General features: G+C 72.9%; 16 protein-coding genes and 1 pseudogene. 13 read left to right on the top strand and 4 right to left on the bottom strand.

Annotated elements, in window-relative coordinates; all coding sequences use genetic code 11:
* Positions 1–78: 78 nt before the first annotated feature.
* The 5 genes from mreC (at position 79) to WA788_RS28690 (ending at position 7,494) form a co-directional block, all read left to right on the top strand.
* Positions 79–1,107: a rod shape-determining protein MreC gene (gene mreC / locus WA788_RS28710; protein ID WP_335982152.1), complete on the top strand. Its 1,029-nt coding sequence runs from the start codon at positions 79–81 to the stop codon at positions 1,105–1,107.
* Positions 1,108–1,111: 4 nt separating this feature from the next.
* On the top strand, positions 1,112–1,828 hold the full coding sequence (gene mreD, locus WA788_RS28705; protein ID WP_335982150.1) for a rod shape-determining protein MreD: 717 nt from the start codon (positions 1,112–1,114) through the stop codon (positions 1,826–1,828).
* Between the two features lie 131 nt (positions 1,829–1,959).
* Positions 1,960–4,203, top strand: coding sequence for a penicillin-binding protein 2 (gene mrdA / locus WA788_RS28700; RefSeq protein ID WP_335982148.1), 2,244 nt, complete (start codon positions 1,960–1,962; stop codon positions 4,201–4,203).
* A complete protein-coding gene (gene rodA, locus WA788_RS28695; protein ID WP_335982147.1) occupies positions 4,203–5,399 on the top strand; it encodes a rod shape-determining protein RodA in 1,197 nt (398 codons plus the stop codon). Before mrdA ends, rodA begins: the two co-directional genes overlap by 1 nt.
* 154 nt (positions 5,400–5,553) lie before the next feature.
* Complete coding sequence (locus tag WA788_RS28690; RefSeq protein ID WP_335982145.1) at positions 5,554–7,494, top strand: TIGR03960 family B12-binding radical SAM protein; 1,941 nt, start codon at positions 5,554–5,556, stop codon at positions 7,492–7,494.
* Positions 7,495–7,563: 69 nt separating this feature from the next.
* Here the strand turns inward: WA788_RS28690 and WA788_RS28685 are convergent, their stop codons facing one another.
* Together WA788_RS28685 and WA788_RS28680 are read right to left on the bottom strand one after the other, a co-directional pair.
* Positions 7,564–8,256 carry an SDR family NAD(P)-dependent oxidoreductase gene (locus tag WA788_RS28685; protein ID WP_335982143.1) on the bottom strand — a complete coding sequence of 231 codons (693 nt, stop codon included), beginning with the start codon at positions 8,254–8,256 and terminating at the stop codon, positions 7,564–7,566.
* A gap of 135 nt (positions 8,257–8,391) precedes the next feature.
* Positions 8,392–9,228: a helix-turn-helix domain-containing protein gene (locus tag WA788_RS28680; RefSeq protein WP_335982142.1), complete on the bottom strand. Its 837-nt coding sequence runs from the start codon at positions 9,226–9,228 to the stop codon at positions 8,392–8,394.
* Between the two features lie 195 nt (positions 9,229–9,423).
* Here WA788_RS28680 and WA788_RS28675 point away from each other — a divergent pair.
* Positions 9,424–11,196, top strand: a pseudogene (locus WA788_RS28675) (glycoside hydrolase family 76 protein); the annotation flags it as partial.
* Here WA788_RS28675 and WA788_RS28670 read toward each other — a convergent pair.
* The gene (locus tag WA788_RS28670; RefSeq protein WP_335982141.1) at positions 11,148–12,185 is read right to left on the bottom strand and encodes an SPFH domain-containing protein; all 1,038 of its coding nucleotides are present in this window, start codon (positions 12,183–12,185) and stop codon (positions 11,148–11,150) included. The pseudogene WA788_RS28675 and the gene WA788_RS28670 sit on opposite strands and share 49 nt — an antisense overlap.
* Positions 12,186–12,190: 5 nt before the next feature.
* Complete coding sequence (locus WA788_RS28665; protein WP_335982139.1) at positions 12,191–12,505, bottom strand: hypothetical protein; 315 nt, start codon at positions 12,503–12,505, stop codon at positions 12,191–12,193.
* Between the two features lie 148 nt (positions 12,506–12,653).
* On the opposite strand from WA788_RS28665, the gene WA788_RS28660 reads away from it, so the two are divergent.
* The 7 genes from WA788_RS28660 to WA788_RS28630 all read left to right on the top strand — a co-directional run bounded on the left by WA788_RS28660 (position 12,654) and on the right by WA788_RS28630 (position 23,209).
* Positions 12,654–13,589, top strand: coding sequence for a hypothetical protein (locus WA788_RS28660; protein WP_335982138.1), 936 nt, complete (start codon positions 12,654–12,656; stop codon positions 13,587–13,589).
* A 328-nt stretch (positions 13,590–13,917) separates the two neighbouring features.
* Positions 13,918–14,700 (top strand): TIGR03936 family radical SAM-associated protein, encoded by a 783-nt coding sequence (locus tag WA788_RS28655; RefSeq protein ID WP_335982136.1) that lies wholly within the window; start codon positions 13,918–13,920, stop codon positions 14,698–14,700.
* 223 nt (positions 14,701–14,923) lie between these two features.
* Positions 14,924–19,174 carry an Rne/Rng family ribonuclease gene (locus WA788_RS28650; RefSeq protein ID WP_335982133.1) on the top strand — a complete coding sequence of 1,417 codons (4,251 nt, stop codon included), beginning with the start codon at positions 14,924–14,926 and terminating at the stop codon, positions 19,172–19,174.
* A 259-nt stretch (positions 19,175–19,433) separates the two neighbouring features.
* Positions 19,434–19,757 (top strand): 50S ribosomal protein L21, encoded by a 324-nt coding sequence (rplU, locus tag WA788_RS28645; protein WP_103889203.1) that lies wholly within the window; start codon positions 19,434–19,436, stop codon positions 19,755–19,757.
* Between the two features lie 14 nt (positions 19,758–19,771).
* Positions 19,772–20,026 (top strand): 50S ribosomal protein L27, encoded by a 255-nt coding sequence (rpmA, locus tag WA788_RS28640; protein WP_335982131.1) that lies wholly within the window; start codon positions 19,772–19,774, stop codon positions 20,024–20,026.
* Between the two features lie 132 nt (positions 20,027–20,158).
* On the top strand, positions 20,159–21,601 hold the full coding sequence (gene obgE / locus WA788_RS28635) for a GTPase ObgE (RefSeq protein WP_335982129.1): 1,443 nt from the start codon (positions 20,159–20,161) through the stop codon (positions 21,599–21,601).
* 108 nt (positions 21,602–21,709) lie between these two features.
* Complete coding sequence (locus tag WA788_RS28630; RefSeq protein WP_335982128.1) at positions 21,710–23,209, top strand: bifunctional cytidylyltransferase/SDR family oxidoreductase; 1,500 nt, start codon at positions 21,710–21,712, stop codon at positions 23,207–23,209.
* Positions 23,210–23,321 lie beyond the last annotated feature (112 nt).

The raw sequence follows: 23,321 nt of genomic DNA, 5'->3' as shown, positions 1-23,321 counted from the left end.
GCACAACGGCACAGTAGCTCCGACCGGCCGCGGCCCCAGCGGCGGCGGGTCCGATGAGGAAGGCACGGACTGGCGCCCGTGAGGGACACAAAGGAGAGCCGGCTGCTGCTGGTACTGCTGGTGGTCGTGGCGCTCGCGCTGATCACCGTCGACATCCGGGGCGGCGAGAACTCGCCGCTGGACCGGCCGCGACGGGTGGCCCAGTCCGCCTTCGGGCCGGTGGAGAACGCGGTGTCCGGTGTCGTCGACCCGGTGGGCAACGCCGTGGACGCGGTACGCGACTCCGGCCGCGACAGCAGCACCATCAAGCGGCTGGAACGCGAGAACACCCAGCTCAAGCAGCAGCTCGGCAGCAAGGACACTACCCGCGCCCGCGCCCAGGAGCTGGACAAGCTGCTGCGGGTCGCCGGCGCCGGGCAGTACACCGTCAAGGGCGCCCAGGTCATCGCGATAGGAGCCGCCCAGGGCTTCTCCTGGACGATCACCATCGACTCCGGCAGCAACGACGGCCTCAAGCGGGACATGACGGTGATCAACGGCGACGGGCTCGTCGGCCGGGTCACCACCGTGGGCCGCTCCACCTCGACGGTGCTGCTGGCCAACGACCCGGACTTCACCGTCGGCACCCGGCTCGAGGGCAGCCAGGAGATCGGCTTCGCCACCGGCCAGGGCAACCGGCCGCTGCGCGACCAGCTGCTCAACGGCAAGGCCGACGTGCACAAGGGCGACCGGGTGGTCTCCTTCGGCTCGGAGCAGGACAAGCCGTTCGTGCCCGGCGTACCGGTCGGCAAGGTGGTCAGCGTCGAACCGTCGGGCGGCAACCTCACCAAGACCGTCGAGGTGCAGCCCTACGTCGGCTTCACCAAGCTGGACGTGGTCGGCGTGGTCGTGGTCGGCCCGCGCACCGACCCGCGCGACAGCGTGCTGCCGCCCAAGCCGACCGCCTCGCCCACCGCGAAGACCACACCGAAGAACACCGCGTCGCCGGGGGACTCCGCCTCGCCGGGCGGCACCCCGACCTCGGGCGGCACCCCGACCTCAGGCACCACCGACAACGCGCTCCCGCCGGGCACCAAGCCCACCTCGACCTCCACCAACGGGGACTGACGCCATGCGCCCGAACCGGATCGTGCTCTCCACCGTCCTGGTGGTGATCGCCCTGGTCGCCCAGGTCAGCGTGCTGGCCCGGCTGCACCTGCCCGGTGCGGTCCCCGACCTGCTGCTGCTCACCGTGCTCGGCCTGGCCCTCACCTACGGCCACGTCGGCGGCTGCCTGATCGGCTTCTTCGCCGGCCTGCTCGCCGACGTCGCGCCACCCGCCGACCACGCGGTCGGCCGCTACGCCCTGGTGCTGTGCGTGATCGGCTACGCGGCCGGCCTCGCCAAGCCCGACAGCGGCCAGCTGCGCACCGCCGCCGGCCCGATGATGGTGGTCATCGCCGCCGCCATCGGCACCACGCTGCTGTACGCGGGCGTCGGCAGCCTCGTCGGCGACACCGCCGGCGCCCATGTCGGCCTGGTCAAGCTGGTGTTCACCGCGACCCTCTACGACCTGCTGCTGGCACCGTTCGTGGTGCCGCTGGTGATGGCGCTGGCCCGCCGCTTCGAGCGGGACCCGCTCGCCGAGGACAGCGCGGGCAGCGGCTACGGCGGCGGGTTCGGCGGCGGCCGGAGCAACCGCGGGAGCAGGAGCGGCCGAAGCGGCGGCGTGTTCCGGCCGCGCGGCCGCGGCAGAGCGGGCGTGGGCGCCGGCATCACCCCGCAGCGCGGCCTGTTCGGCCGCGCCCGGTTCAGCGGCGGCAACATGGCAAGGGGAGCACGGCGATGACGGCGAGCGGCGCGTACGAGGCGCCGAGGACAGGCCCTGGGCGGTATCGGACGACGGCGGCCCCGGCCCGGGGCCGGGCACGGACCGCGGGCGGCGCCCGCCCGCGGCGGCTGAGCGGGGAGAGCAGGTAGATGAGCAACATCCCGGAGACCGGTCGGACCAGCCGGGTCACGATCCGCCTGGTCATCCTCCAGGTGCTGGTCGTCTCGCTGCTGCTGACCCTCGGCGGCCGGCTGTGGTACCTCCAGATCCGCAACGGCCAGGAGTACGACCAGGAAGCCGCCAGCAACCACTACCAGCAGGTCGTCACCCCGGCCGTCCGCGGCTCGATCCTCGACGACCGCGGGGTGCCGATCGCCGACAACCAGACCCTGCTGGTCGTCTCGGCCAGCCGCACCGACCTGCTCCAGCAGGCCGACGGCGGCACCGCGGTGCTGACCCGGCTGGCCAAGGTGCTCGGCATGACGCCGAAGGACGTCGAGGACAAGGTGCGGCTGTGCGACGCGCAGACCCCGCGCCCCTGCTGGAACGGTTCGCCCTACCAGCCGATCCCGATCACCGACAAGGCCACCACCCAGCAGGCGCTCCAGATCATGGAGCGCCGCGAGGACTTCCCCGGCATCACCGCGGAGCCCACCGCCGTGCGCACCTACCCCTCGCCGGACAAGGCCAACGCCGCCCAGGTGCTCGGCTACCTCTCCCCGGTCACCGACAAGGAGGTGGCCGCCTCCGAGAAGACCGACAACCCGCTGCTGCGCTCGGACCAGGTCGGCCGCTCCGGCCTGGAGAGCACCTACGACGACCAGCTGCGCGGCAAGGCCGGCGTCACCAAGTACCAGGTCGACAACCTCGGCCGGGTGATCGGCAAGGCGTCCGAGACCCCGGCGACCCCCGGCGACACCGTCGTCACCAGCATCGACGCCAAGGTACAGGCGGTCACCGAGAAGGAACTCAACGACGCGATGGTGACCGCGCGCAAGACGTACGACCCGGTCACCCACAAGAACTTCAAGGCCGACTCCGGCGCCGCGATCGTCATGGACAACAAGACCGGCCAGATCATCGCGATGGCCAGCGAGCCCACCTACGACCCCAACGAGTGGGTCGGCGGCATCTCCGCCAAGGACTACGCGGCCCTGACGAACACCAAGTCCAACTACCCGCTGCTCAACCGCGCCATCCAGGGCGAGTCGGCACCGGGCTCCACCTTCAAGGTGATCTCCACCTCCGCCGCGGTCAAGGCCGGCTACAGCGAGGACGGCCCCTACCCCTGCACGTCGTCGTTCTCCATCGGCAGCCAGGTCTTCCACAACGACGAGAACGAGAGCTACGGCGACATCTCGCTGGCCCGCGCGCTCGAGGTCTCCTGCGACACCGTCTTCTACGGCCTGTCCTACGACCAGTGGAAGAAGGACGGCGGCACCGACCCGAAGAACCCGAAGGACTACTTCTACACCACCGCCCACCAGTTCGGCCTCGGCGCCAAGACCGACGTCGACCTGCCCGGCGAGGTCACCGGCCGGGTGCCGGACCGGCAGTGGAAGAAGGACTTCTGGGAGGAGAACAAGGCCGACTGGTGCGCCACCGCCAAGAGGCACAAGAACGACAAGAACCCGACGCTCGCGGTCGCCATCGCCATCGAGAACTGCCCGGACGGCTATGTGCTGCGCGCCGGTGACTCGGTCAACTACGCGATCGGCCAGGGCGACACGCTCGTCACCCCGATCCAGATGGCCCGGATCTACGCGGCGCTGGCCAACGGCGGCACCCTGTACCAGCCGACCATCGGCAAGGCCGTGATAAGCGCGGACGGCAAGACCGTCACCCCGATCCAGCCGAAGGTGGCCGGCAAGCTGCCCGACTCCAAGTCCACGCTGAAGTACATCAATCAGGCGCTGGCCGGCGTGGTCACCGAGGGCACCGCCGACTGGAAGTTCGGCAACTGGCCGCAGAGCCAGATCCCGCTGCACGCCAAGACCGGTACCGCGGAGGTCTCCGGCAAGCAGAGCACGTCGTGGTTCGACACGTACACCAAGGACTACACGATCGTCATGACGATCTCCCAGGGCGGTACCGGCTCCGGCGGTTCGGGTACCGCGATCCGCCGGATCTACGAGGCGATGTACGGCATCCAGAAGGACAGCACCAAGATCGACGCGAAGAAGGGCATCATGCCCCAGCCCGTCACCACGCTGCCCAAGATCTCCGCCGACGGCAGCGTGGTCGCCGCCCAGCAGGCCGCGTACTCCACCAGCGTCGCCGTGGCCTTCGCCAACGCCCCGGCCGGTTCGCCGGGCGCCGACCCGGTACCCGCGCTCGCCGCGCTCACCCCGACCCGGACCGAGAAACTGCTGTACGGCAGGAAGTACACGTGATGAGCGCGAACACCTACTCCGTCCGGCGGTTCACGCCGGAGCGCTCCACCATGGGCAAGCTGTTCGCCCGGGACTCCGCGGTGCGCCGGATGGACTGGCTGCTCTTCCTGGTGACGCTGGCGCTGTGCTTCATCGGCTCGCTGCTGGTCTTCTCCGCGACCCGGCACCGCACCAGCCTCACCCACGGCGACGAGTACTACTTCCTGATCCGCCATGTGATGAACGCCGGTATCGGCCTGGCACTGTGCATCGGCGCGATGGCCATAGGGCACCACCGGATGCGCACCATCGTGCCGTTCTTCTACGCGCTGTCGATCCTCGGCATCCTCGCGGTGCTCAGCCCGCTCGGCTCGACCGTCAACGGCGCGCACTCCTGGATCATCATCGGCGGCGGCTTCTCGCTCCAGCCCTCGGAGTTCGTGAAGATCTCCATCATCATCGGCATGGCGATGGTGCTCTCCGCCCGGGTCGACGCCGGCGACCAGGAGCACCCCGACCACCGCCGGGTGACGCAGTCCCTGGCCCTTGCGGCGCTGCCGATCCTGATCATCCTGATGATGCCCGACCTCGGGTCGGTGATGGTGCTCGGCGCGATCGTGCTCGGGGTGCTGCTCGCCTCCGGCGCCTCCACCCGCTGGGTGTTCGGGCTGATCGCCACCGGGATCGTCGGCTCCATCCTGGTGTGGCAGCTCGGCATCCTCGACAAGTACCAGATCGACCGGTTCGCCGCGTTCGCCAACCCCGCGCTCGACCCGTCCGGCGTCGGCTACAACACCAGCCAGGCCCGGATCGCGATCGGCTCGGGCGGGCTGCTCGGCAAGGGCCTGTTCCACGGCAGCCAGACCACCGGCCAGTTCGTGCCCGAGCAGCAGACCGACTTCGTCTTCTCGGTGGCCGGCGAGGAGCTCGGCTTCGTCGGCGGCGCGCTCATCGTGGTGCTGATCGGGGTGATCCTCTGGCGGGCCTGCACCATCGCCCGCAACGCCACCGACCTGTACGGCACCATCGTGGCGGCCGGGGTGGTCGCCTGGTTCGCCTTCCAGTCCTTCGAGAACATCGGCATGACGCTGGGCATCATGCCGGTGACCGGTATCCCCTTGCCCTTCGTCTCCTACGGCGGATCATCGATGTTCGCCAACTTCGTGGCCATAGGGATGCTCCAGTCCGTGAAGATGCAGCGGCCCATGTCGGCGTAGCCGCCGCGGCCCCGGCCAGGGGACCGGTCCGGGGCCCCTGGTCCGGCCCGGGCGGGCGGCCGCCGCGGCTCGGGTACTGTTGAGGGTCATCTTCCCTCCGGGCGGCCCGCCGCCGGGGCGCCATGCAAGTTCAGGACACACGAAAGTCGCCGAGATGCCTGTCGAGTCGGTCTTCCCGCGCCTGGAAGCGCTGCTCCCGCATGTACAGAAGCCGATCCAGTACGTCGGCGGTGAGCTGAACTCCACCGTCAAGGACTGGGACGCCACCGATGTGCGGTGGGCGCTGATGTACCCCGACGCGTACGAGGTCGGCCTGCCCAACCAGGGCGTCATGATCCTCTACGAGGTGCTCAACGAGCGCGAGGGCGTGCTCGCCGAGCGCACGTACAGCGTCTGGCCCGACCTGGAAGCGCTGATGCGTGAGCACCAGGTGCCGCAGTTCACCGTCGACAGCCACCGCCCGGTGCGCGCCTTCGACGTGTTCGGCCTCAGCTTCTCCACCGAGCTGGGCTACACCAACATGCTCACCGCGCTCGACCTGGCCGGCATCCCGCTGGACGCCGCCGACCGCACCGAGGACGACCCGGTCGTGCTGGCCGGCGGGCACGCCGCCTTCAACCCCGAGCCGATCGCCGACTTCATCGACGCGGCCGTGATCGGCGACGGCGAGCAGGCCGTCCTGACCATCACCGACCTGGTCCGGGAGTGGAAGGCCGAGGGCCGCCCCGGCGGTCGCGACGAGCTGCTGCTGCGGCTGGCCCGGACCGGCGGGGTGTACGTCCCGCGCTTCTACGACGTGGAGTACCTGCCCGACGGCCGGATCTCCCGGGTCGTGCCCAACCGCTCCGGCGTGCCGTGGCGGGTGTCGAAGCACACCGTGATGGACCTGGACGAGTGGCCGTACCCGAAGCAGCCGCTGGTGCCGCTCGCGGAGACCGTGCACGAGCGGATGTCGGTGGAGATCTTCCGCGGCTGCACCCGCGGCTGCCGCTTCTGCCAGGCCGGGATGATCACCCGCCCGGTGCGCGAGCGCTCCATCACCGGCATCGGCGAGATGGTCGACCGGGGCCTGAAGGCGACCGGCTTCGAGGAGGTCGGCCTGCTGTCGCTCTCCTCCGCCGACCACACCGAGATCGCCGACGTCGCCAAGGGCCTCGCCGACCGGTACGAAGAGGACAAGATCGGGCTGTCGCTGCCGTCCACCCGGGTCGACGCGTTCAACATCGACCTGGCGAACGAGCTGACCCGCAACGGCCGCCGCTCGGGCCTGACCTTCGCCCCCGAGGGCGGCTCCGAGCGCATCCGCAAGGTGATCAACAAGATGGTGTCGGAGGAGGACCTGATCCGCACCGTCGCCACCGCGTACGGCAACGGCTGGCGGCAGGTGAAGCTGTACTTCATGTGCGGGCTGCCCACCGAGACCGACGAGGACGTCCTCCAGATCGCGGACATGGCACGCAAGGTGATCGCCAAGGGCCGCGAGGTGACCGGCCAGAACGACATCCGCTGCACCGTGTCGATCGGCGGCTTCGTGCCCAAGCCGCACACCCCCTTCCAGTGGGCGCCGCAGCTCGGCGTCGAGGAGACCGACGCCCGGCTGGAGAAGCTGCGCGACGCGATCCGCGGCGACCGCAAGTACAGCCGCAACATCGGCTTCCGCTACCACGACGGCAAGCCCGGCATCATCGAGGGCCTGCTCTCCCGCGGGGACCGCCGGGTCGGCGACGTCATCCGCGCGGTCTACGCCGACGGCGGCCGCTTCGACGGCTGGCGCGAGCACTTCTCCTACGAGCGCTGGCTGCGCGCCTGTGACGCCGCCCTGCCCGCCCACGACCTGGACCTCGCCTGGTACACCACCCGCGAGCGCACCGCCGAGGAGGTCCTGCCCTGGGACCACCTCGACTCCGGTCTGGACAAGGACTGGCTCTGGGAGGACTGGCAGGACGCCCTCGACGAGACCGAGGTCGACGACTGCCGCTGGACGCCCTGCTTCGACTGCGGGGTGTGCCCCCAGCTCGACCTGGACATCCAGATCGGCCCCACCGGCAAGAAGCTCCTCCCGCTCACCGTCGTCAACGGCCCGGGCGGCAGCTGAGAGCACTGTCGGCCATCGCAGGCAACCGGTCGGCGACTGGCCGGGGCGCCCGGCGCGCCCCGGCCCCGCTCACCAGGGCAGCCGGCCCGAACGGTCGGCGAAGCGGCCGGTCGGTCCGTCGGGGCCGATGGTGGCGAGCGCCACGATCGACGCGGCGCCCTCGGCGACGCTGTGGCCGAGGCCGCCGGTGAAGTCGGTCGCGGTCTGCCCGGGGTCGGCGGCGTTGACCTTCACGTCGGGCAGTGCCTTGGCGTACTGCGTGGTCAGCATGGTGACGGCGGACTTCGAGGCGGCGTACAGCGGCAGCGGGTACCGCGACTCGATCCGCGCCGGGTCCTGCGTCATGCCGAACGAGCCCATCCCGCTGGACACGTTGACGATGACCGGGTGCGCCGACCTGCGCAGCAGCGGCAGGAACGCGTGGGTGACGCGCACGATGCCGACGACGTTCACCTCCAGGACGGCCCGTACGTCGGCGGCGGTCAGCTCCTCGACCGGGGCGACCGGGCCGAGCACGCCGGCGTTGTTCACCAGCACGTCGATCGCGCCCTCGTGTGCGGCGACGTCGGCCGCCGCCGCCTCGACCGAGGCGTCGTCGGTCACGTCGATCGGCACGAACCGGGCCCCGAGCGACGCGGCGGCGGCCTTCCCGCGCTCCGGGTCGCGGGCGCCGACCAGGACGGTGTGGCCCGCCTCGGCCAGGCGGCGGGCGGTCTCCAGCCCGAGCGACCGGTTGGCTCCGGTGATGAAGGTGGTGGTCACGGCTGCTCCTCGCGTTCCGGACGGCATCCGGTGGCCGCCCACAGCTTCGAGGGTGCTCGGCGGCGGGCGACGCGGGGAGCTACGGCCGATGGTGGTACGGCGCGTACCACCGTCGGGAGCCGGTGTGCGGGCGGGTCATCCCCGCGCGGACAGCTCCTGGGCGCCGATGGCGGCCAGCAGGTCGAGCTTGCTTCGGGCGTCGGTGCCCGGGCGCGCGGTGTAGACCACGAGGTGCAGGTTGCCGCCCTGGGTGGTGAGGATGTCGGAGTTCAGCGCGATCTCGCCGACGTCGGGGTGCTCGACGAGCTTGCGGGCGCTCTCGTGGCCGCCGACCGCGGGCCGGCCCCACAGTTCGCGGAAGCGCGGCACCCGCTCGAGCGTCGCGACCAGCGCCGCGAGGTCGGGATCGCCCGGGTAGCGGCCGGTGGCCGCCCGCAGGTCGGCGACGAGGGACTCCTCGAACGCGGCCCGCTCCTCGGCGGTCTGTCGGATCGCGGTCGGCATGGTGCCGGTGAACTGCCAGACCAGCGCGTTCCGGTCGGCCGGTTCGAGCCGGGCCGGATCGCCGAAGGCGGCGGCGAACAGCGGGTTCCAGTGCAGCAGCCGCCAGGTGGCGTCGTAGACCGCCAGCGGGTTGCGGCCGAGTTCGTCCATGATCCGCAGCAGGCTGTCGGGGATGTGCCGCGGCACCCGGCCGGGGTCCGCGGTGTGGCCGGCCAGCCGCAGCAGGTGGGCGTGCTCCTCCGCCGACAGCCGCAGGGCGCGGGCCAGGGCGTCGCAGACCTGGGGTGAGGGGCTGGCCACCCGGCCCTGTTCCAACCGGACCACGTACTCCACCGAGATGTCGGCGAGCGCTGAGAGCTCGGAGCGGCGCAGACCGGGGACCCGGCGCGGCGACCCGGGCGGCAGCCCGGCCGCCGCCGGGTCGAGCCGGTCGCGCCACGCGCGCAGCGCGGTACCGAGGGGGTTCATGCCCTCCATGCTCCCGCACCCGGCCGCCGGGCGGTCGGTGCCGAAGCGGAGGGGTGCGATCCGGCCAATCGGTGGCATCGTTGTCAGGGCTGTGGACATGTCAAAGCGGCCGTGCTGTCATGCCGGGTGGACGGTTGTTTTCCATCGTTGCAGAAGTCGTGGGACCGGTAAGGGCGGACGGCACGAGGAGGCGTCATGGGTCGGCTGGCGGGGCGGCGCGGGGGAGTGGGGCCGCTGGTGGTGGCGCTGCTGCTGGCGGTGGCGGCACTGTTGCAGGGAGCGGGGGCGACCGGGGCGAGGGCGGCGGCGGCCGCGGACACCACGCAGGTGTGCGCGCTGTACTGCGACACCACCGACCCGTCGAAGGCCGCCCAGGAGACCTTCCCGGTGCCGGACCTGAGCCTCAACGGCCGGGTGGTGCGGCTGCACGTGGACGACACCGACGGCATGGCCTGGGCCAGCATCGACGCCGGCCAGACCGGCGACTCGGTGTGGCTGGACCGCTCGTGGGACGGCGGCAGCACCTGGGACGGCCTGCTCGGCAAGGCGTCGATCCCCTCGACGTGGACCGGCACCCGCACCCTGATGTACAACCTCTACGACCCGACGAACCACCGCCGCGCGGTCCTGCGGGCCTGCGGCGACGCCCAGGGCGTCAGCTGCACCTCCTGGGCGCACCTGAACGTCTGCGCCACGGTCTGCGACGGCTCGGGCAGCGCGTCCGGCGACACCCAGCCGGTCCCGGCCACCACGCTGAACGGCCGGACCATCGCGCTGCACATGGACAGCACCGGCATGGCCTGGGGCACCATCTCCGGCGGCACCGCCGGCGACGAGATCTGGCTGGACCGCTCCTGGGACCAGGGCGCGAGCTGGCCCGACGGCTCCTCCAAGGGCCGCACCAGCACACCCTCCGGCGCCACCGGCACCGCAACCGCCCGCTACAACACCAGCGACCCGCTGGGGAAGCTGTACGGCGGGGCGGTCCGCGCCTGCGGCCGCGCCGTCGAGGGCCAGAACGGCAGCTGCACCGCCTGGGCCCGCCCGGCGGTGTCCCGGACGTCGGCCGCCGCGGACGCGCTGATGTACTCCTACGACCCGAACACCGCCTACTGGCCGTCGAGCTGGTGGAACTCCGCGGTCGCGCTGGCCACCGTGATCGACTACATGCGGCAGACCGGCGACACCCGCTACGAGTGGGTGGTGCGCCGCACCTACGACATCGACAAGGCGTCCTTCCCCGCCGGCGCCCGCAGCTCCGACCCGATCGACGGCGACTTCATCAGCCGCGCCACCGACGACTCCGAGTGGTGGGCACTGGCCTGGATCGACGCGTACGACCTCACCGGCGACCGGACCTACCTCGACGAGGCGGTCACCATCGCCACCTACGTCAACGGGCTGTACGACACCAGCACCTGCGGCGGCGGCGTGTGGTGGGACCGGGAGCGCACGTACAAGAACGCGGTGACCAACGGGCTCTACGTGCGGATCGCCGCCGAGCTGCACAACCGCATCCCGGGGGACACCACGTGGCTGGGCCGGGCCACCACCTCCTGGCAGTGGTTCCAGAGCAGCGGCCTGATCAACTCCTCCGGCCTGGTCAACGACGGCCTCACCAGCGGCTGCGCCAACAACGGCCAGACGGTGTGGTCGTACAACCAGGGCCTGGCGATCGGGGCCGCGGTGGAGATGTACCGGGCCACCGGCGACGCGGCGGACCTGGCCACCGCGCGCAGGCTCGCCGACGCGGCCGTGGCCTCGCCCGCACTGGTGAAGGGCGGGGTGCTCACCGAGTCCTGCGACGCGTCCACGCCCTCCTGCGACGACAACGCCAAGCAGTTCAAGGGCGTGTTCATGCGCTACCTGCAGGACCTGGACTCCGTGACCGGCAACGCCTACCGCTCCTTCGCCACCGCTCAGGCCGACTCGCTGTGGTCCACCGCGCGGGACGGGTTGAACCGGGTCGCCGAGGACTGGTCGGGCGGCGGCACCGCGGACTGGCGCACCGAGGCGTCGGCGCTGAGCGCCTTGCTCGCGGCGTCCTGACCGCCGGGCAGTTCGCCGCCGGGCAGTTCGCCATCGGTCCGGGAGCTGCCGGTCCGGGCGCCGTCGGTCCGCTGGTCGGTCCGCTCGCCGTCCGGGCGGGCGCCGTCGGTCCGCTCGCCGCCGGACTCCCGGCCGCCGCCGAGCTGCCCGTTGCCGAGCCGTTCGAAGAAGCGCAGGATCTCCACCGGGAAGGGCATCACCAGGGTGCTGTTCTTCTCGGCGGAGACGTCCACCACGGTCTGGAGCAGCCGCAGTTGGAGGGCGCCCGGGGTATCCGCCATGGTCGCGGCGGCGTCGGTGAGCCGCTGCGACGCCTGGAGTTCACCGTCGGCGGCGATGACCCGGGCCCGGCGCTCACGCTCGGCCTCGGCCTGCTTCGACATCGACCGCATCATCGACTGCGGCAGCGCGATGTCCTTGATCTCCACCCGCTCGATCCGCAGCCCCCACGGCTCCTCGGTCGGCGCGTCCATCACCTTCTTCAGCTCCATGTTGACCTGGGTGCGGTCGGACAGCAGTGTGTCGAGGTCGGCGCGGCCGATGACCGAACGCAGCGAGGTCTGGGCGATCTGCGCGACCGCGGTCGGGTAGTCGTTCACGTTGACCAGCGCCTTGACCGGGTCGACCACGCGGAAGTAGACCACCGCGTCCACGGTCAGCGTCACGTTGTCCGCGGTGATCGCGCCCTGCGGCGACACCCCGAACACCTCGGTCTGCACCGACACCTTGCGCATCCGGTCACCGACCGGCCGGATCAGCCGCAGTCCCGGATCGCGGATGTCCGGCAGCAGCCGGCCGAACCGGAAGACCACGCCCCGCTCGTACTGCTGCACGTTGCGCACGCTCAGCGCGAGCAGGACCAGGACCACGACGACGATCGCGACCAGAGCGCCGATCAGGGCGGCCACGGCGGTCACCTCCTCGGGCGGGGCCCGTCGCCGTGCGGGGCCGCGAGCGGCCCGACCCGCACCGCGCCGGGCGAGAGGGACGGCGGGAGGTCCAGGTCCGGCGGGAGTCCGTCGTCACCGGGGCGGTCCTCGGGGGGCTCCCGCCAGGGGAAGTCGGCGGCCGGCCGGGCCTGCGCGCCCTCCTCGGCGCGGGCCGGCGGACCGTCCTCGACATGCGGCGCGGGACCGAAGTCCCGCTGCTCGGCGGCCTGTCTGCGCAGCAGCCAGACACCGGCGACGGCCACGACCGCCATCACCGCGAGGGCTATGGCGATGGTCATCCTGCCTCACCTCGCCGTGCGGCGCCCGTACGGTGTGACGACGGCCGGCCGCACTCGGCCGTTCCGCGGCGGCGCCGACGGGTACGCCCGCGCACCTTTCGCCCCGGTATCTCCACGGTACCCCGCATCACCCCGCTAGGTTTTGGCCATGACCTATCAGAACCCGTGGTCGCCGGGGGCACCGCAGGGGCAAGGGGGCGGCTGCGTCGCCGCCGCCGTCCGCCTACCGGTGAGCGTCTTCGCGTTCGTCGTCGTCCTGCCGCTGAAGCTGCTGTGGGACGCGCTCGCCTGGACCTGCCGCACGCTGTGGCGATACGTCCTCCACCCGCCGCTGCGCGCGCTCGGCCTGCTGCTGGCCGCGCTGTGGCGGCACGTCCTGGTCCCGGTCGCCCGGGTGCTGATCGTGGTCCCGGCGGTGTGGCTGTGGACCTACGTACTGCGGCCGGTGCTGCGCGCGCTCGGCCTGACCGCGGAGTTCCTGGTGCGCTGGCTGCTGGTGCGGCCGCTGACCGCGCTGTGGGTGTACGCCTTGCAGTGGGTCGTGCGCGGCCTGGCCTGGCTGCTGAAGTACCTGGTCGTGGTGCCGCTGGACTTCCTGTGGCGCCGGGTGCTGGCGCCGCTCCTGCGCGAGGTCGCCGCGGCGGTCGCGGCCGCCTGGCGCGCCGCCGCCTACGTGGCCCGGCAGGTCGGCCGCGGGATCGGCTGGTTCTTCCGGGTGCTGGTCTTCCGGCCGATCGCCTTCGTCTGGCGCTGGACGGCGGCGCCGGTGCTGCGCTTCGTACGGCGGCAGATCCTGCACCCGGTCCGGGTCGCGCTGGCCGACGCCCGCCGGGCCGTCGGCGCGGCGCTGTTCGGCACCCCGCGGCAGGCGCCGCCGCCCCGGCCGTCGCGGGAGGCCCGGCACCAGGCGCGGCTGCCCCCGGCCCGCTCCTACCGAGGCCCCGCCGAACGCGCGGAGCCGCTGCCCCCGGTGCCGTGGCGGTCCGCGCCCGAAGCGGCGCCCCCGGCGCAGCACCCTGGCCCGCACCCGAACCCGCCCCCGTCCGGCGGCGCGTTCGGACCGCCGCCCGACATGACGAAGTAGCTTTTGCCGCAAGGCTGGTGACATCCCGTCAGGCGGCTGCCCGGGAGGGTGCGGGGTCACCACCCCCGCCCCTGAGCCCATGCGGATGCACCCGCAGAAGAACGCCGGGCCCACGGGCAGCGAACCCTCGGAGGGACCCCGGCGCCGACGGTTGTCCACAGGGCGGGAGCGCGGGCGGAGCGTGCGTGCGGGCGCGCGGCGTAACCTTGGAGGTGCAGGGATGCCCGGACGCGGCGTGGCGCCGCACGCGGGCATGGCAACACATGACACGAAGGACTGAGCGACACTGGGCAAGCGACAGCCAGAGGGCCCGCCGCCGGCACCGGCGGTGCAGCGCATCCGCCTGCGGTACACCAAGCGCGGCCGCCTCCGGTTCACCAGCCACCGCGACTTCCAGCGCGCCTTCGAGCGGGCCCTGCGCCGCGCCGAGGTGCCGATGGCGTACTCGGCCGGGTTCACCCCGCACCCGAAGGTGTCGTACGCGAACGCCGCCCCCACGGGCGTCGGGAGCGAGGCGGAGTATCTGGAGATCGCGCTCGCCGCGGCGCGCGACCCCGAGCGGCTGCGTGCGCTGCTGGACGAGTCGCTGCCCCCCGGCCTCGACGTGATCGAGGCGGTCGAGGCCCGCACCTCGGGTCTGGCCGAGCGCCTGGAGGCGTCGGTGTGGCAGCTGCGGCTGGACGGCGTCGAGCCCGACGAGGCCCGCCGGGCCGTCGCCGCGTTCCTCGCCGCCGAGGCCGTGGAGGTCCGGCGCGTCACCAAGAACGGCGTGCGCACCTTCGACTGCCGGGCCGCCGTCACGCGCTTCGAGGTCGTCCCCGAGGCGGCCGCCACGGACGGCGCGGCAGGTCCGGACGCGGCGGATCAGGGTGCCACCGCGCCCCCGAGCGGCGCTTGTGCGATACTGCGGCTGGTTGTACGTCACTTGACACCTGCCGTGCGACCCGACGACGTACTGTCCGGTCTCCATGCGGCGGCCGACCTCGCGCCGCCGGTCCCCGCAGCGGTGACCAGGCTGGCGCAGGGGCCGCTCGACGAGGAGTCCGGCACGGTCACCGACCCGCTCGCGCCCGATCGCGACGCCGTGGCGGTGCCTGCCGGTTCCGCCTAGGTACGGCGTCGACGCGTTGCCGACGCGCCAGGGAGCCACCCGGGCCCGGCGACGCTGACCACACGAGACTTTCGCCGGCCCCCCGCAGGGGCGGGCCGGCGAGCGAGACAGCAAGCCCCCGTGCGGCGCCCGCGCCCCGGCGGACGGCCACCGCGACCCAAGCGGCCGCCGTCCCCGGAACACCCGGCGCGGCGCCCGGGGGCACGACGGGAGCACTGCCCGAATGCCCGACAACGAAGAGACCACTCCGGGTTCGACCCCGGACACCACCAGCACCGCCGACGAGAGCGCGGCTCCCCGCCGCCGCCGTCGCGCCGCCTCCCGCCCCGCGGGCCCGCCCGGGTCCGACACCGCCGCGGAGACCGCGGAGACGTCCGGCGCCGCGGGCACCGAGGAGGCGGCCCCGGCCGCACCCCGCCGCCGCGCCACCCGTAAGACCGCGGCTGCCGCGCCGGCCGAGGAGACCCCGGCCGAGGCTCCGGCCCCGGCCGCCGAGGGCGAGGAGGCGGCTCCGGCCCGCCCGCGTCGCCGCGCCACCCGTAAGACCGCGGCCGCCGCACCGGTCGAGGAGACCCCGGCCGAGACGCCGGCTGCTGCTCCCGCCGCGGAGGAGGCTGCTCCGGCTGCGGAGGAGGCTGCGCCTGCTCGTCCGCGTCGTCGTGCGACGCGTAAGGCGACGGCGCCTGCGGGTTCGCCCGCGCCCGCCGCCGAGGAAGCTCCGGCTGTCGAGTCGGCTCCGGCTGCTGCCGCTGCCGTGGAGGAGGCTGCTCCGGCTGCGGAGGAGGCTGCGCCTGCTCGTCCGCGTCGTCGTGCGACGCGTAAGGCCACGGCGCCCGCGGGTTCGCCCGCGCCCGCCGCCGAGGAAGCTCCGGCTGTCGAGTCGGCTCCGGCTGCTGCCGCTGCCGTGGAGGAGGCTGCTCCGGCTGCGGAGGAGGCTGTGCCTGCTCGTCCGCGTCGTCGTGCGACGCGTAAGGCGACGGCGCCTGCGGGTTCGCCCGCGCCCGCCGCCGAGGAAGCCCCGGCCGAGACCCCCGTGGCCGAGCCCGCCCCGGCCGCCGCCCCCGCCGCGCCCGCGGCCGAGGAGAGCGCGGCCCCCGCGCGGACCCGCCGCCGGGCCACCCGTGCGAGCGCGGCCCCCGCCGCTGCCGCCGAGCCCGCCCCGGAACCGGCCCCCGCACCGGCCAAGGCAGCCCAGGCACCGGCCCAGGCCGCCCCCGCTCCCGCCGCCGACGAGCAGCAGGGCGGCAACCGTGCCCGCCGCCGCGGCGGCCGCAAGGGCGCCGCCGTCCCGACCTTCTCCGCCGGTGACGGCCTGCGGCGGCTCAAGCCCGGCGCCCTCGCCCCGCGCGAGGACGCCGGCGACCGCCGCGCGTACACCGCCCGGGCGCTGCGCGACGGCGACGGCTGGTGCGTCGAGGTCGACGACGCCTACGAGATCCGCGGCTACGGCGAGAGCGTCGCCGACGCGACCGCCGAGGCCGTCGACGCGGTCGCCGCCGCCTTCGGGCTCGCCGCCGACACGGTGGACCTCACGGTGCGCACCGAGGCCGACGAGACCACCGAGGAGGCCCCCGCGCGCGGCCGCCGCAGGGGCGGCCGCCCGGCCGTCGCGGTCTTCCAGCCGCCGGTCTTCCAGGCCCCCGACGCCGCCGCCGCACCGGCGCCCGCCCCGGCCGCCGCCGAGGAGGAGACCGCCGAGGCCGACACCGAGGCCGAGGCGGACGAGGACCGTTCCCCGCGCCGTCGCCGCCGCCGTCGCGGCACCGCCCCCGAGCAGGCGCCCGCCGCGGCCGGCGAGCAGGAGGCCGCCCCCGAGCAGGCCGCTGCCGTCGCCGAGCCGGAAGAGGCCGAGGAGCACGAGGGCGCCGAGGGCGCCGACAGCGAGCAGGACGGCGAGGACCGCCCGTCCCGCCGCCGCCGCCGCGGCGGTCGCCGCCGTCGCCGCGGTGAGTCCGGCGAGCAGGACCACGAGGACAACGGCGAGGACGAGTCCGAGGAGCCCGCCGAGGGCCACGAGGAGGACGACACCGCCGCGCAGCACGAGGACGACCAGGACCACGACGACGACGCCCAGGGCGGCTCCTCCTCCAGCAGCCGGCGCCGGCGCCGCCGTCGCCGCCGCGGTTCGGACGGCGGTGACGACCACGCGGCCGGCGCCGGGTCCGACGACCCGGAGCGCACCGTCGTCAAGGTCCGCGAGCCGCGCTCGCGCTACGAGGGCGGCACCGGCTCCGACGAGGTGCAGTCCATCAAGGGCTCCACCCGTCTGGAGGCGAAGAAGCAGCGCCGCCGCGAGGGCCGCGAGCAGGGCCGCCGCCGGGTGCCGATCATCACCGAGGCCGAGTTCCTGGCCCGCCGCGAGGCGGTCGAGCGCGTCATGGTGGTCCGGCAGAACGGCGACCGCACCCAGATCGGCGTGCTGGAGGACAACGTCCTCGTCGAGCACTACGTGAACAAGGAGCAGTCCACCTCCTACGTCGGCAACGTCTACCTCGGCAAGGTGCAGAACGTGCTGCCGTCGATGGAGGCCGCGTTCGTCGACATCGGCAAGGGCCGCAACGCCGTGCTGTACGCGGGCGAGGTCAACTTCGAGGCGCTGGGCATGTCCGGCGGCCCGCGCCGGATCGAGACCGCGCTCAAGTCCGGCCAGCCGGTGCTGGTGCAGGTCACCAAGGACCCGATCGGCCACAAGGGCGCCCGGCTGACCAGCCAGGTGTCGCTGCCCGGCCGCTACCTGGTCTACGTGCCCGAGGGCTCGATGACCGGCATCAGCCGCAAGCTGCCCGACACCGAGCGGGCCCGGCTGAAGTCCATCCTGAAGAAGGTCGTCCCCGAGGACGCGGGCGTCATCGTGCGCACCGCCGCCGAGGGCGCCAGCGAGGACGAGCTGCGCCGCGACGTGGAGCGGCTCCAGTCGCAGTGGGAGGACATCAAGCGCAAGTCCAAGAGCGGCAACGCGCCGACGCTGCTCTACGGCGAGCCGGACATGACGGTGCGCGTGGTCCGCGACATCTTCAACGAGGACTTCTCCAAGGTCATCGTCAGCGGTGACGAGGCCTGGTCGACCGTGCACGAGTACGTCTCGCACGTGGCGCCCGACCTGGTCGACCGGCTGTCGCGCTGGACGTCGGAGGTCGACGTCTTCGCCAACTTCCGGATCGACGAGCAGCTGCTCAAGGCGCTGGACCGCAAGGTGTGGCTGCCGTCCGGCGGTTCGCTGGTGATCGACAAGACCGAGGCGATGGTCGTGGTCGACGTCAACACCGGCAAGTTCACCGGGCAGGGCGGCAACCTCGAGGAGACCGTCACCCGCAACAACCTGGAGGCGGCCGAGGAGATCGTCCGCCAGCTGCGGCTGCGCGACCTCGGCGGCATCGTGGTGGTCGACTTCATCGACATGGTGCTGGAGTCCAACCGCGACCTGGTGATGCGCCGGCTGCTGGAGTGCCTGGGCCGGGACCGGACCAAGCACCAGGTGGCCGAGGTCACCTCGCTCGGCCTGGTGCAGATGACCCGCAAGCGGGTCGGGCAGGGCCTGCTGGAGTCCTTCTCCGAGACCTGCGTGCACTGCAACGGGCGCGGCGTCATCGTGCACATGGACCAGGCGACCACCACCGGTGGCGGCGGCAAGCGCAAGCGGCGCCGCGGCGGCGGTGCGGGCGAGCACGACCACGAGCACGAGGTGGCCGCCGCGGTCGAGCCCGCGCAGGGCGAGGAGCCGGAGCTGCCCGAGCTGGAGCCGATCGAGGTCGGCGAGTCCGACCTCGTGCCCTCGGTCGGGGACCCGGAGGAGGAGTGGTTCGGCAGCGCCGCCGAGGCGGAGGCCGCCGCGAACAGCTCCCGCGGCCGCGGCCGCCGCCGGGCCACCCGCAAGGCGACCGCCCCGGCCGGTGCCCCGGCCGCCGCGGACCGCGAGCCGGAGCCGGCCGTCGTGGTCGTCCCGGTGAGCGAGCCCGAGGTCGAGCCGGTCGCGGAGCCGGAGCCGGTCGTCTCGACCGAGCCGCCGGCCCGTACCCGGCGCCGTGCGACGCGGAAGGCGACCGCCCCGGCGGGCGCGCCCGCCGCGGCCGAGGAGGCCGCGGTGGTCGTGGTCAGCGCCGAGCCGGAGCCCGTGGCCGAGCCGGTCGCGGAGCCGGAGCCGGTCGTCTCCACGGAGCCCCCGGCCCGTACCCGGCGCCGTGCCACGCGGAAGGCGACCGCCCCCGCCGGCGCGCCCGCCGCCGAGGAAGCGGCCGTCGTGGTCGTGCCGGCACCGGAAGCCGCGGCGCCCGCGGCCGAGACCGAGGCCGGAGCCGAAGAAGCTGCGGCCGAGGCCGAGACCGAGCCCAAGAAGCGGACCCGCAAGGCCCCCGCGAAGAAGGCGGCGGCCAAGAAGACGGCGAAGAAGGCCGTCACGAAGAAGACCGCGGCGGCCAAGAAGACCACCACGAAGAAGGCCGCGACGAAGAAGGCGGCGGCCGCTCCCAGCGAGTAGCCGGGACTGCCGCCTGTCGGGTTCCCCCGCCCCTGGTGAGTTGCGCGAGGACGCGACCGCCAGGGGCGGGGGAACCCGACAGGACGGGGCAGCCCGGGCGGATTTGACCCGGGGGAAGGCACTCCGTAGCCTTGACCCTCGGCGTTTCTGCGCCATCCACTGAGCACTTTCCTCCCGGTCTCCCCGGGAGAGGCCCCCCGCGGCAGGACATGGGGTGCTGGCATCAGGGGTTTCGAAATCGAGCGAGAGTGAGTTCCGCGTGTACGCGATCGTGCGTAGCGGTGGCCGCCAGCACAAGGTGGCCGTCGGCGACATCGTCGAGGTTGACAGGATTCCCACCGGCAAGGTCGGCGACGCCGTCGAGCTCTCGACGCTGCTCGTGGTCGACGGCGAGGCCGTCACCAGCGACCCGTGGGTGCTCGCCGGGATCAAGGTCGAGGCCGAGATCGTGGACCACCACAAGGGCCAGAAGATCGACATCCTGCGCTACAAGAACAAGACCGGTTACCGCCGTCGCCAGGGTCACCGCCAGCAGTACACGGCGCTGAAGATCACTGGCATCCCCGCCGCGGCTGCGAAGTAAGGGACTGAGGAGAGATGGCACACAAGAAGGGCGCATCGTCCACCCGGAACGGGCGCGACTCCAATGCTCAGCGGCTCGGTGTGAAGCGCTTCGGCGGCGAGGTCGTCAACGCCGGTGAGATCATCATCCGCCAGCGCGGCACCCACTTCCACCCGGGCTCCGGCGTCGGCATCGGCAAGGACGACACGCTGTTCGCCCTGTCCGCCGGTGCGGTCGAGTTCGGCGTGAAGCGCGGTCGCCGCGTGGTGAACATCGTTCCGGCCGCCTGAGGCAGGCCGTAGAACCATTCGAGGGCGGACCCGTTTCCCGGACTCCGGGAAGCGGGGCCGCCCTCGGCGTGTTACTGGTCCTGTAGGACCGTAAGAACCGTGTGAAACCCGTACGTTCTGGAGGAAGCACCCATGACCACCTTCGTGGACCGCGTCGAACTGCATGTCGCCGCGGGTAACGGGGGCCACGGCTGCGCCTCCGTGCACCGGGAGAAGTTCAAGCCGCTCGGCGGCCCGGACGGCGGCAACGGCGGGCGGGGCGGGGATGTCGTCCTCGTCGTCGACCAGGACGTGACCACCCTGCTCGACTACCACCACAGCCCGCACCGCAAGGCCACCAACGGCAAGCCCGGCGAGGGCGGCAACCGCTCCGGCAAGGACGGCACCGACCTGGTGCTGCCGGTCCCGGACGGCACCGTGGTCCAGGACCGGCACGGAAACGTCCTCGCCGACCTGGTCGGCCAGGGCACCACCTATGTCGCCGGGCAGGGCGGCCGCGGCGGCCTGGGCAACGCGGCGCTCGCCTCCGCCCGCCGCAAGGCACCCGGCTTCGCGCTGCTCGGCGTGCCCGGGCAGGCCCGGGACATCGTGCTGGAGCTGAAGACCGTCGCCGACGTGGCGCTGGTCGGCTACCCGAGCGCGGGCAAGTCCTCGCTGATCTCGGTGCTCTCCGCGGCCAAGCCGAAGATCGCGGACTACCCGTTCACCACGCTGGTGCCGAACCTCGGCGTGGTCAACGCCGGTTCCACCGTCTACACGATCGCCGACGTGCCCGGGCTGATCCCCGGCGCGAGCCAGGGCCGCGGGCTGGGCCTGGAGTTCCTGCGGCACGTCGAGCGCTGCTCGGTGCTGGTGCACGTGCTGGACACCGCGACCCTGGAGTCCGACCGCGACCCGGTGACCGACCTCGACGTCATCGAGGCGGAGCTGCGGGCGTATGGCGGCGGGCTAGAGGACCGGCCGCGGCTGGTCGTGCTCAACAAGGTCGACGTGCCCGACGGCCGGGAGCTGGCCGAGATGATCCGGCCGGAGCTCCAGGAGCGCGGCTACCGCGTCTTCGAGGTGTCCGCGGTCTCGCACGCCGGGCTGAAGGAGCTGTCGTTCGCGCTCGCCGGGATCGTCGCCGAGACCCGCGCGGCCCGCCCGGTCGAGGAGAGCACCCGCGTGGTGATCCGCCCGCAGGCGGTCGACGACGCCGGCTTCACCGTCGCCTTCGACGGCGAGCTGTACCGGGTGCGCGGGGAGAAGCCCGAGCGCTGGGTGCGGCAGACGGACTTCAGCAACGACGAGGCGGTGGGCTACCTCGCGGACCGGCTCAACCGGCTCGGCGTGGAGGACGAGCTGGTCAAGGCCGGTGCGAAGGCGGGCGACGGCGTGGCGATCGGCCCGGAGGACGACGCGGTCGTCTTCGACTGGGAGCCGTCGCTCGCGGCCGGCGCGGAGATGCTGGGGCGCCGCGGTGAGGACCACCGCTTCGACGCGCCGCGGCCCGCCGCCGCCCGCCGCCGGGACCGGCAGGCCGAACACGACGAGGCTGCGGAGGCGTACGACGAGTTCCACCCCTTCGGCGGTTGACGCGCACCGGCCCGTGCTGCCCCATGGTTGGGTGAACCCCGCCTTGCGAGACGGTTACCGGGGGTGAGACGATCCCCGTATCTCTTGTTGCCGCTAGGTAGGTCTCACGTGTCCCAGCACCATGCCCAGACCCGTACCACCGCCGTCATCCTCGCCGGGGGTACCGGGCAGCGGGTCGGCCTGTCGATTCCCAAGCAGCTGCTGAAGATCGCCGGCAAGGCGGTGATCGAGCACACGCTCGCCATCTTCGAGCAGTCGGACGCGATCGACGACGTCATCGTGCTGATGGCGCCGGGCTACGTCCCCGACGTGGAGAAGATCGTCGCCAAGGCCGGGCTGAAGAAGGTCAGCCGGGTGATCGAGGGCGGCGCGACGCGCAACGAGACCACCGAGCGCGCCATCGCCGCGCTGAGCGAGGGCCTCGCCCCGGGCGAGGACAGCAACGTGCTGTTCCACGACGCGGTGCGCCCGCTGATCTCCGAGCGGGTCATCGCCGACTGCGTGACCGCGCTGGAGCGGTACGAAGCGGTGGACGTGGCGATCCCCTCCGCGGACACCATCATCGTCACCCGCACCCACGGCGGCGACGGCGAGTTCATCACCGAGGTGCCCGACCGCTCCCGGCTGCGCCGCGGCCAGACCCCGCAGGCGTTCCGGCTGTCCACCATCCGCCGGGCGTACGAGGTGGCCGGCGGCGACCCGAACTTCCAGGCCACCGACGACTGCTCGGTCGTGCTGCGCTACCTGCCCGACGTGCCGATCTACGTCGTCCCCGGCGACGAGCACAACATGAAGGTGACCACCCCGGTGGACGTCTTCATCGCCGACAAGCTCTTCCAGCTCGCCTCCACCGCCGCCCCCGGCCAGTCCGACGAGGCCGCCTACCGCGAGCTGCTCGCCGGCAAGACCCTGGTGGTCTTCGGCGGCTCCTACGGCATCGGCGCCGACATCGCGGCGATGGCCGAGGGGTACGGCGCGAAGGTCTTCGCGCTCGGCCGCTCCACCACCGGCACCCACGTCGAGGACCCCGAGCACGTCGACGACGCGCTGTCGCGGGCGTACGCGGAGACCGGCCGGATCGACTACGTGGTGAACACCGCCGGGGTGCTGCGGATCGGCAAGCTCGCCGAGACCGACAACGCCACCATCGAGGAGGCGCTGCGGGTCAACTACCTCGCCCCGGTGCAGATCGCCCGGGCCGCGCACAAGTACCTCGCCGAGACCCGCGGCCAGCTGCTGCTCTACACCTCCAGCAGCTACACCCGGGGACGCGCCGAGTACAGCCTGTACTCCTCCACCAAGGCCGCCATGGTGAACCTCACCCAGGCGCTCGCCGACGAGTGGGCCGGCGACGGCATCCGCGTCAACTGCGTCAACCCCGAGCGGACCGCGACCCCGATGCGCACCAAGGCGTTCGGGCAGGAGCCGGCCGGCACCCTGCTCTCCTCGGAGGCGGTCGCCCGCACCTCGCTCGACGTGCTGCTGTCCACCCTCACCGGCCATGTGATCGACGTCCGCCAGCAGGACCCGATGCAGGGCCTGTCCGGTGCCTCCGGGATCGAACGTGCGCTGGCCCATGTCCTCGCCCAGGGGGAGGACGAGCAGTAGTCTTGCCAGGATCGGATCGACAGTCCTTGGGCCCGTGTGCTGCGGTGCGCCCAGGGACTTCGTCCGTTGATGAGGCCGACCAGGCCCCCGACCCCCGCCTTTTTCCCATTCG

The organism is Streptomyces sp. CA2R106, assembly GCF_037034245.1.
Taxonomy (GTDB): domain Bacteria; phylum Actinomycetota; class Actinomycetes; order Streptomycetales; family Streptomycetaceae; genus Actinacidiphila.
Note: the sequence above shows the minus strand (reverse complement) of the source record. Positions and strands in the feature narration are given on the sequence as shown.

What these genes read in the sequence shown, in the direction of transcription:
- WA788_RS28650 (WP_335982133.1), top strand. Translation starts at nt 14,924, where the DNA reads ATGCCCGACAACGAAGAGACCACTCCGGGTTCGACCCCGGACACCACC.
- obgE (WP_335982129.1), top strand. Translation starts at nt 20,159, where the DNA reads ATGACCACCTTCGTGGACCGCGTCGAACTGCATGTCGCCGCGGGTAAC.
- WA788_RS28660 (WP_335982138.1), top strand. Translation starts at nt 12,654, where the DNA reads ATGACCTATCAGAACCCGTGGTCGCCGGGGGCACCGCAGGGGCAAGGG.
- mrdA (WP_335982148.1), top strand. Translation starts at nt 1,960, where the DNA reads ATGAGCAACATCCCGGAGACCGGTCGGACCAGCCGGGTCACGATCCGC.
- mreD (WP_335982150.1), top strand. Translation starts at nt 1,112, where the DNA reads ATGCGCCCGAACCGGATCGTGCTCTCCACCGTCCTGGTGGTGATCGCC.
- WA788_RS28665 (WP_335982139.1), bottom strand. Translation starts at nt 12,505, where the DNA reads ATGACCATCGCCATAGCCCTCGCGGTGATGGCGGTCGTGGCCGTCGCC.
- rodA (WP_335982147.1), top strand. Translation starts at nt 4,203, where the DNA reads ATGAGCGCGAACACCTACTCCGTCCGGCGGTTCACGCCGGAGCGCTCC.
- WA788_RS28690 (WP_335982145.1), top strand. Translation starts at nt 5,554, where the DNA reads ATGCCTGTCGAGTCGGTCTTCCCGCGCCTGGAAGCGCTGCTCCCGCAT.
- WA788_RS28680 (WP_335982142.1), bottom strand. Translation starts at nt 9,228, where the DNA reads ATGAACCCCCTCGGTACCGCGCTGCGCGCGTGGCGCGACCGGCTCGAC.
- rpmA (WP_335982131.1), top strand. Translation starts at nt 19,772, where the DNA reads ATGGCACACAAGAAGGGCGCATCGTCCACCCGGAACGGGCGCGACTCC.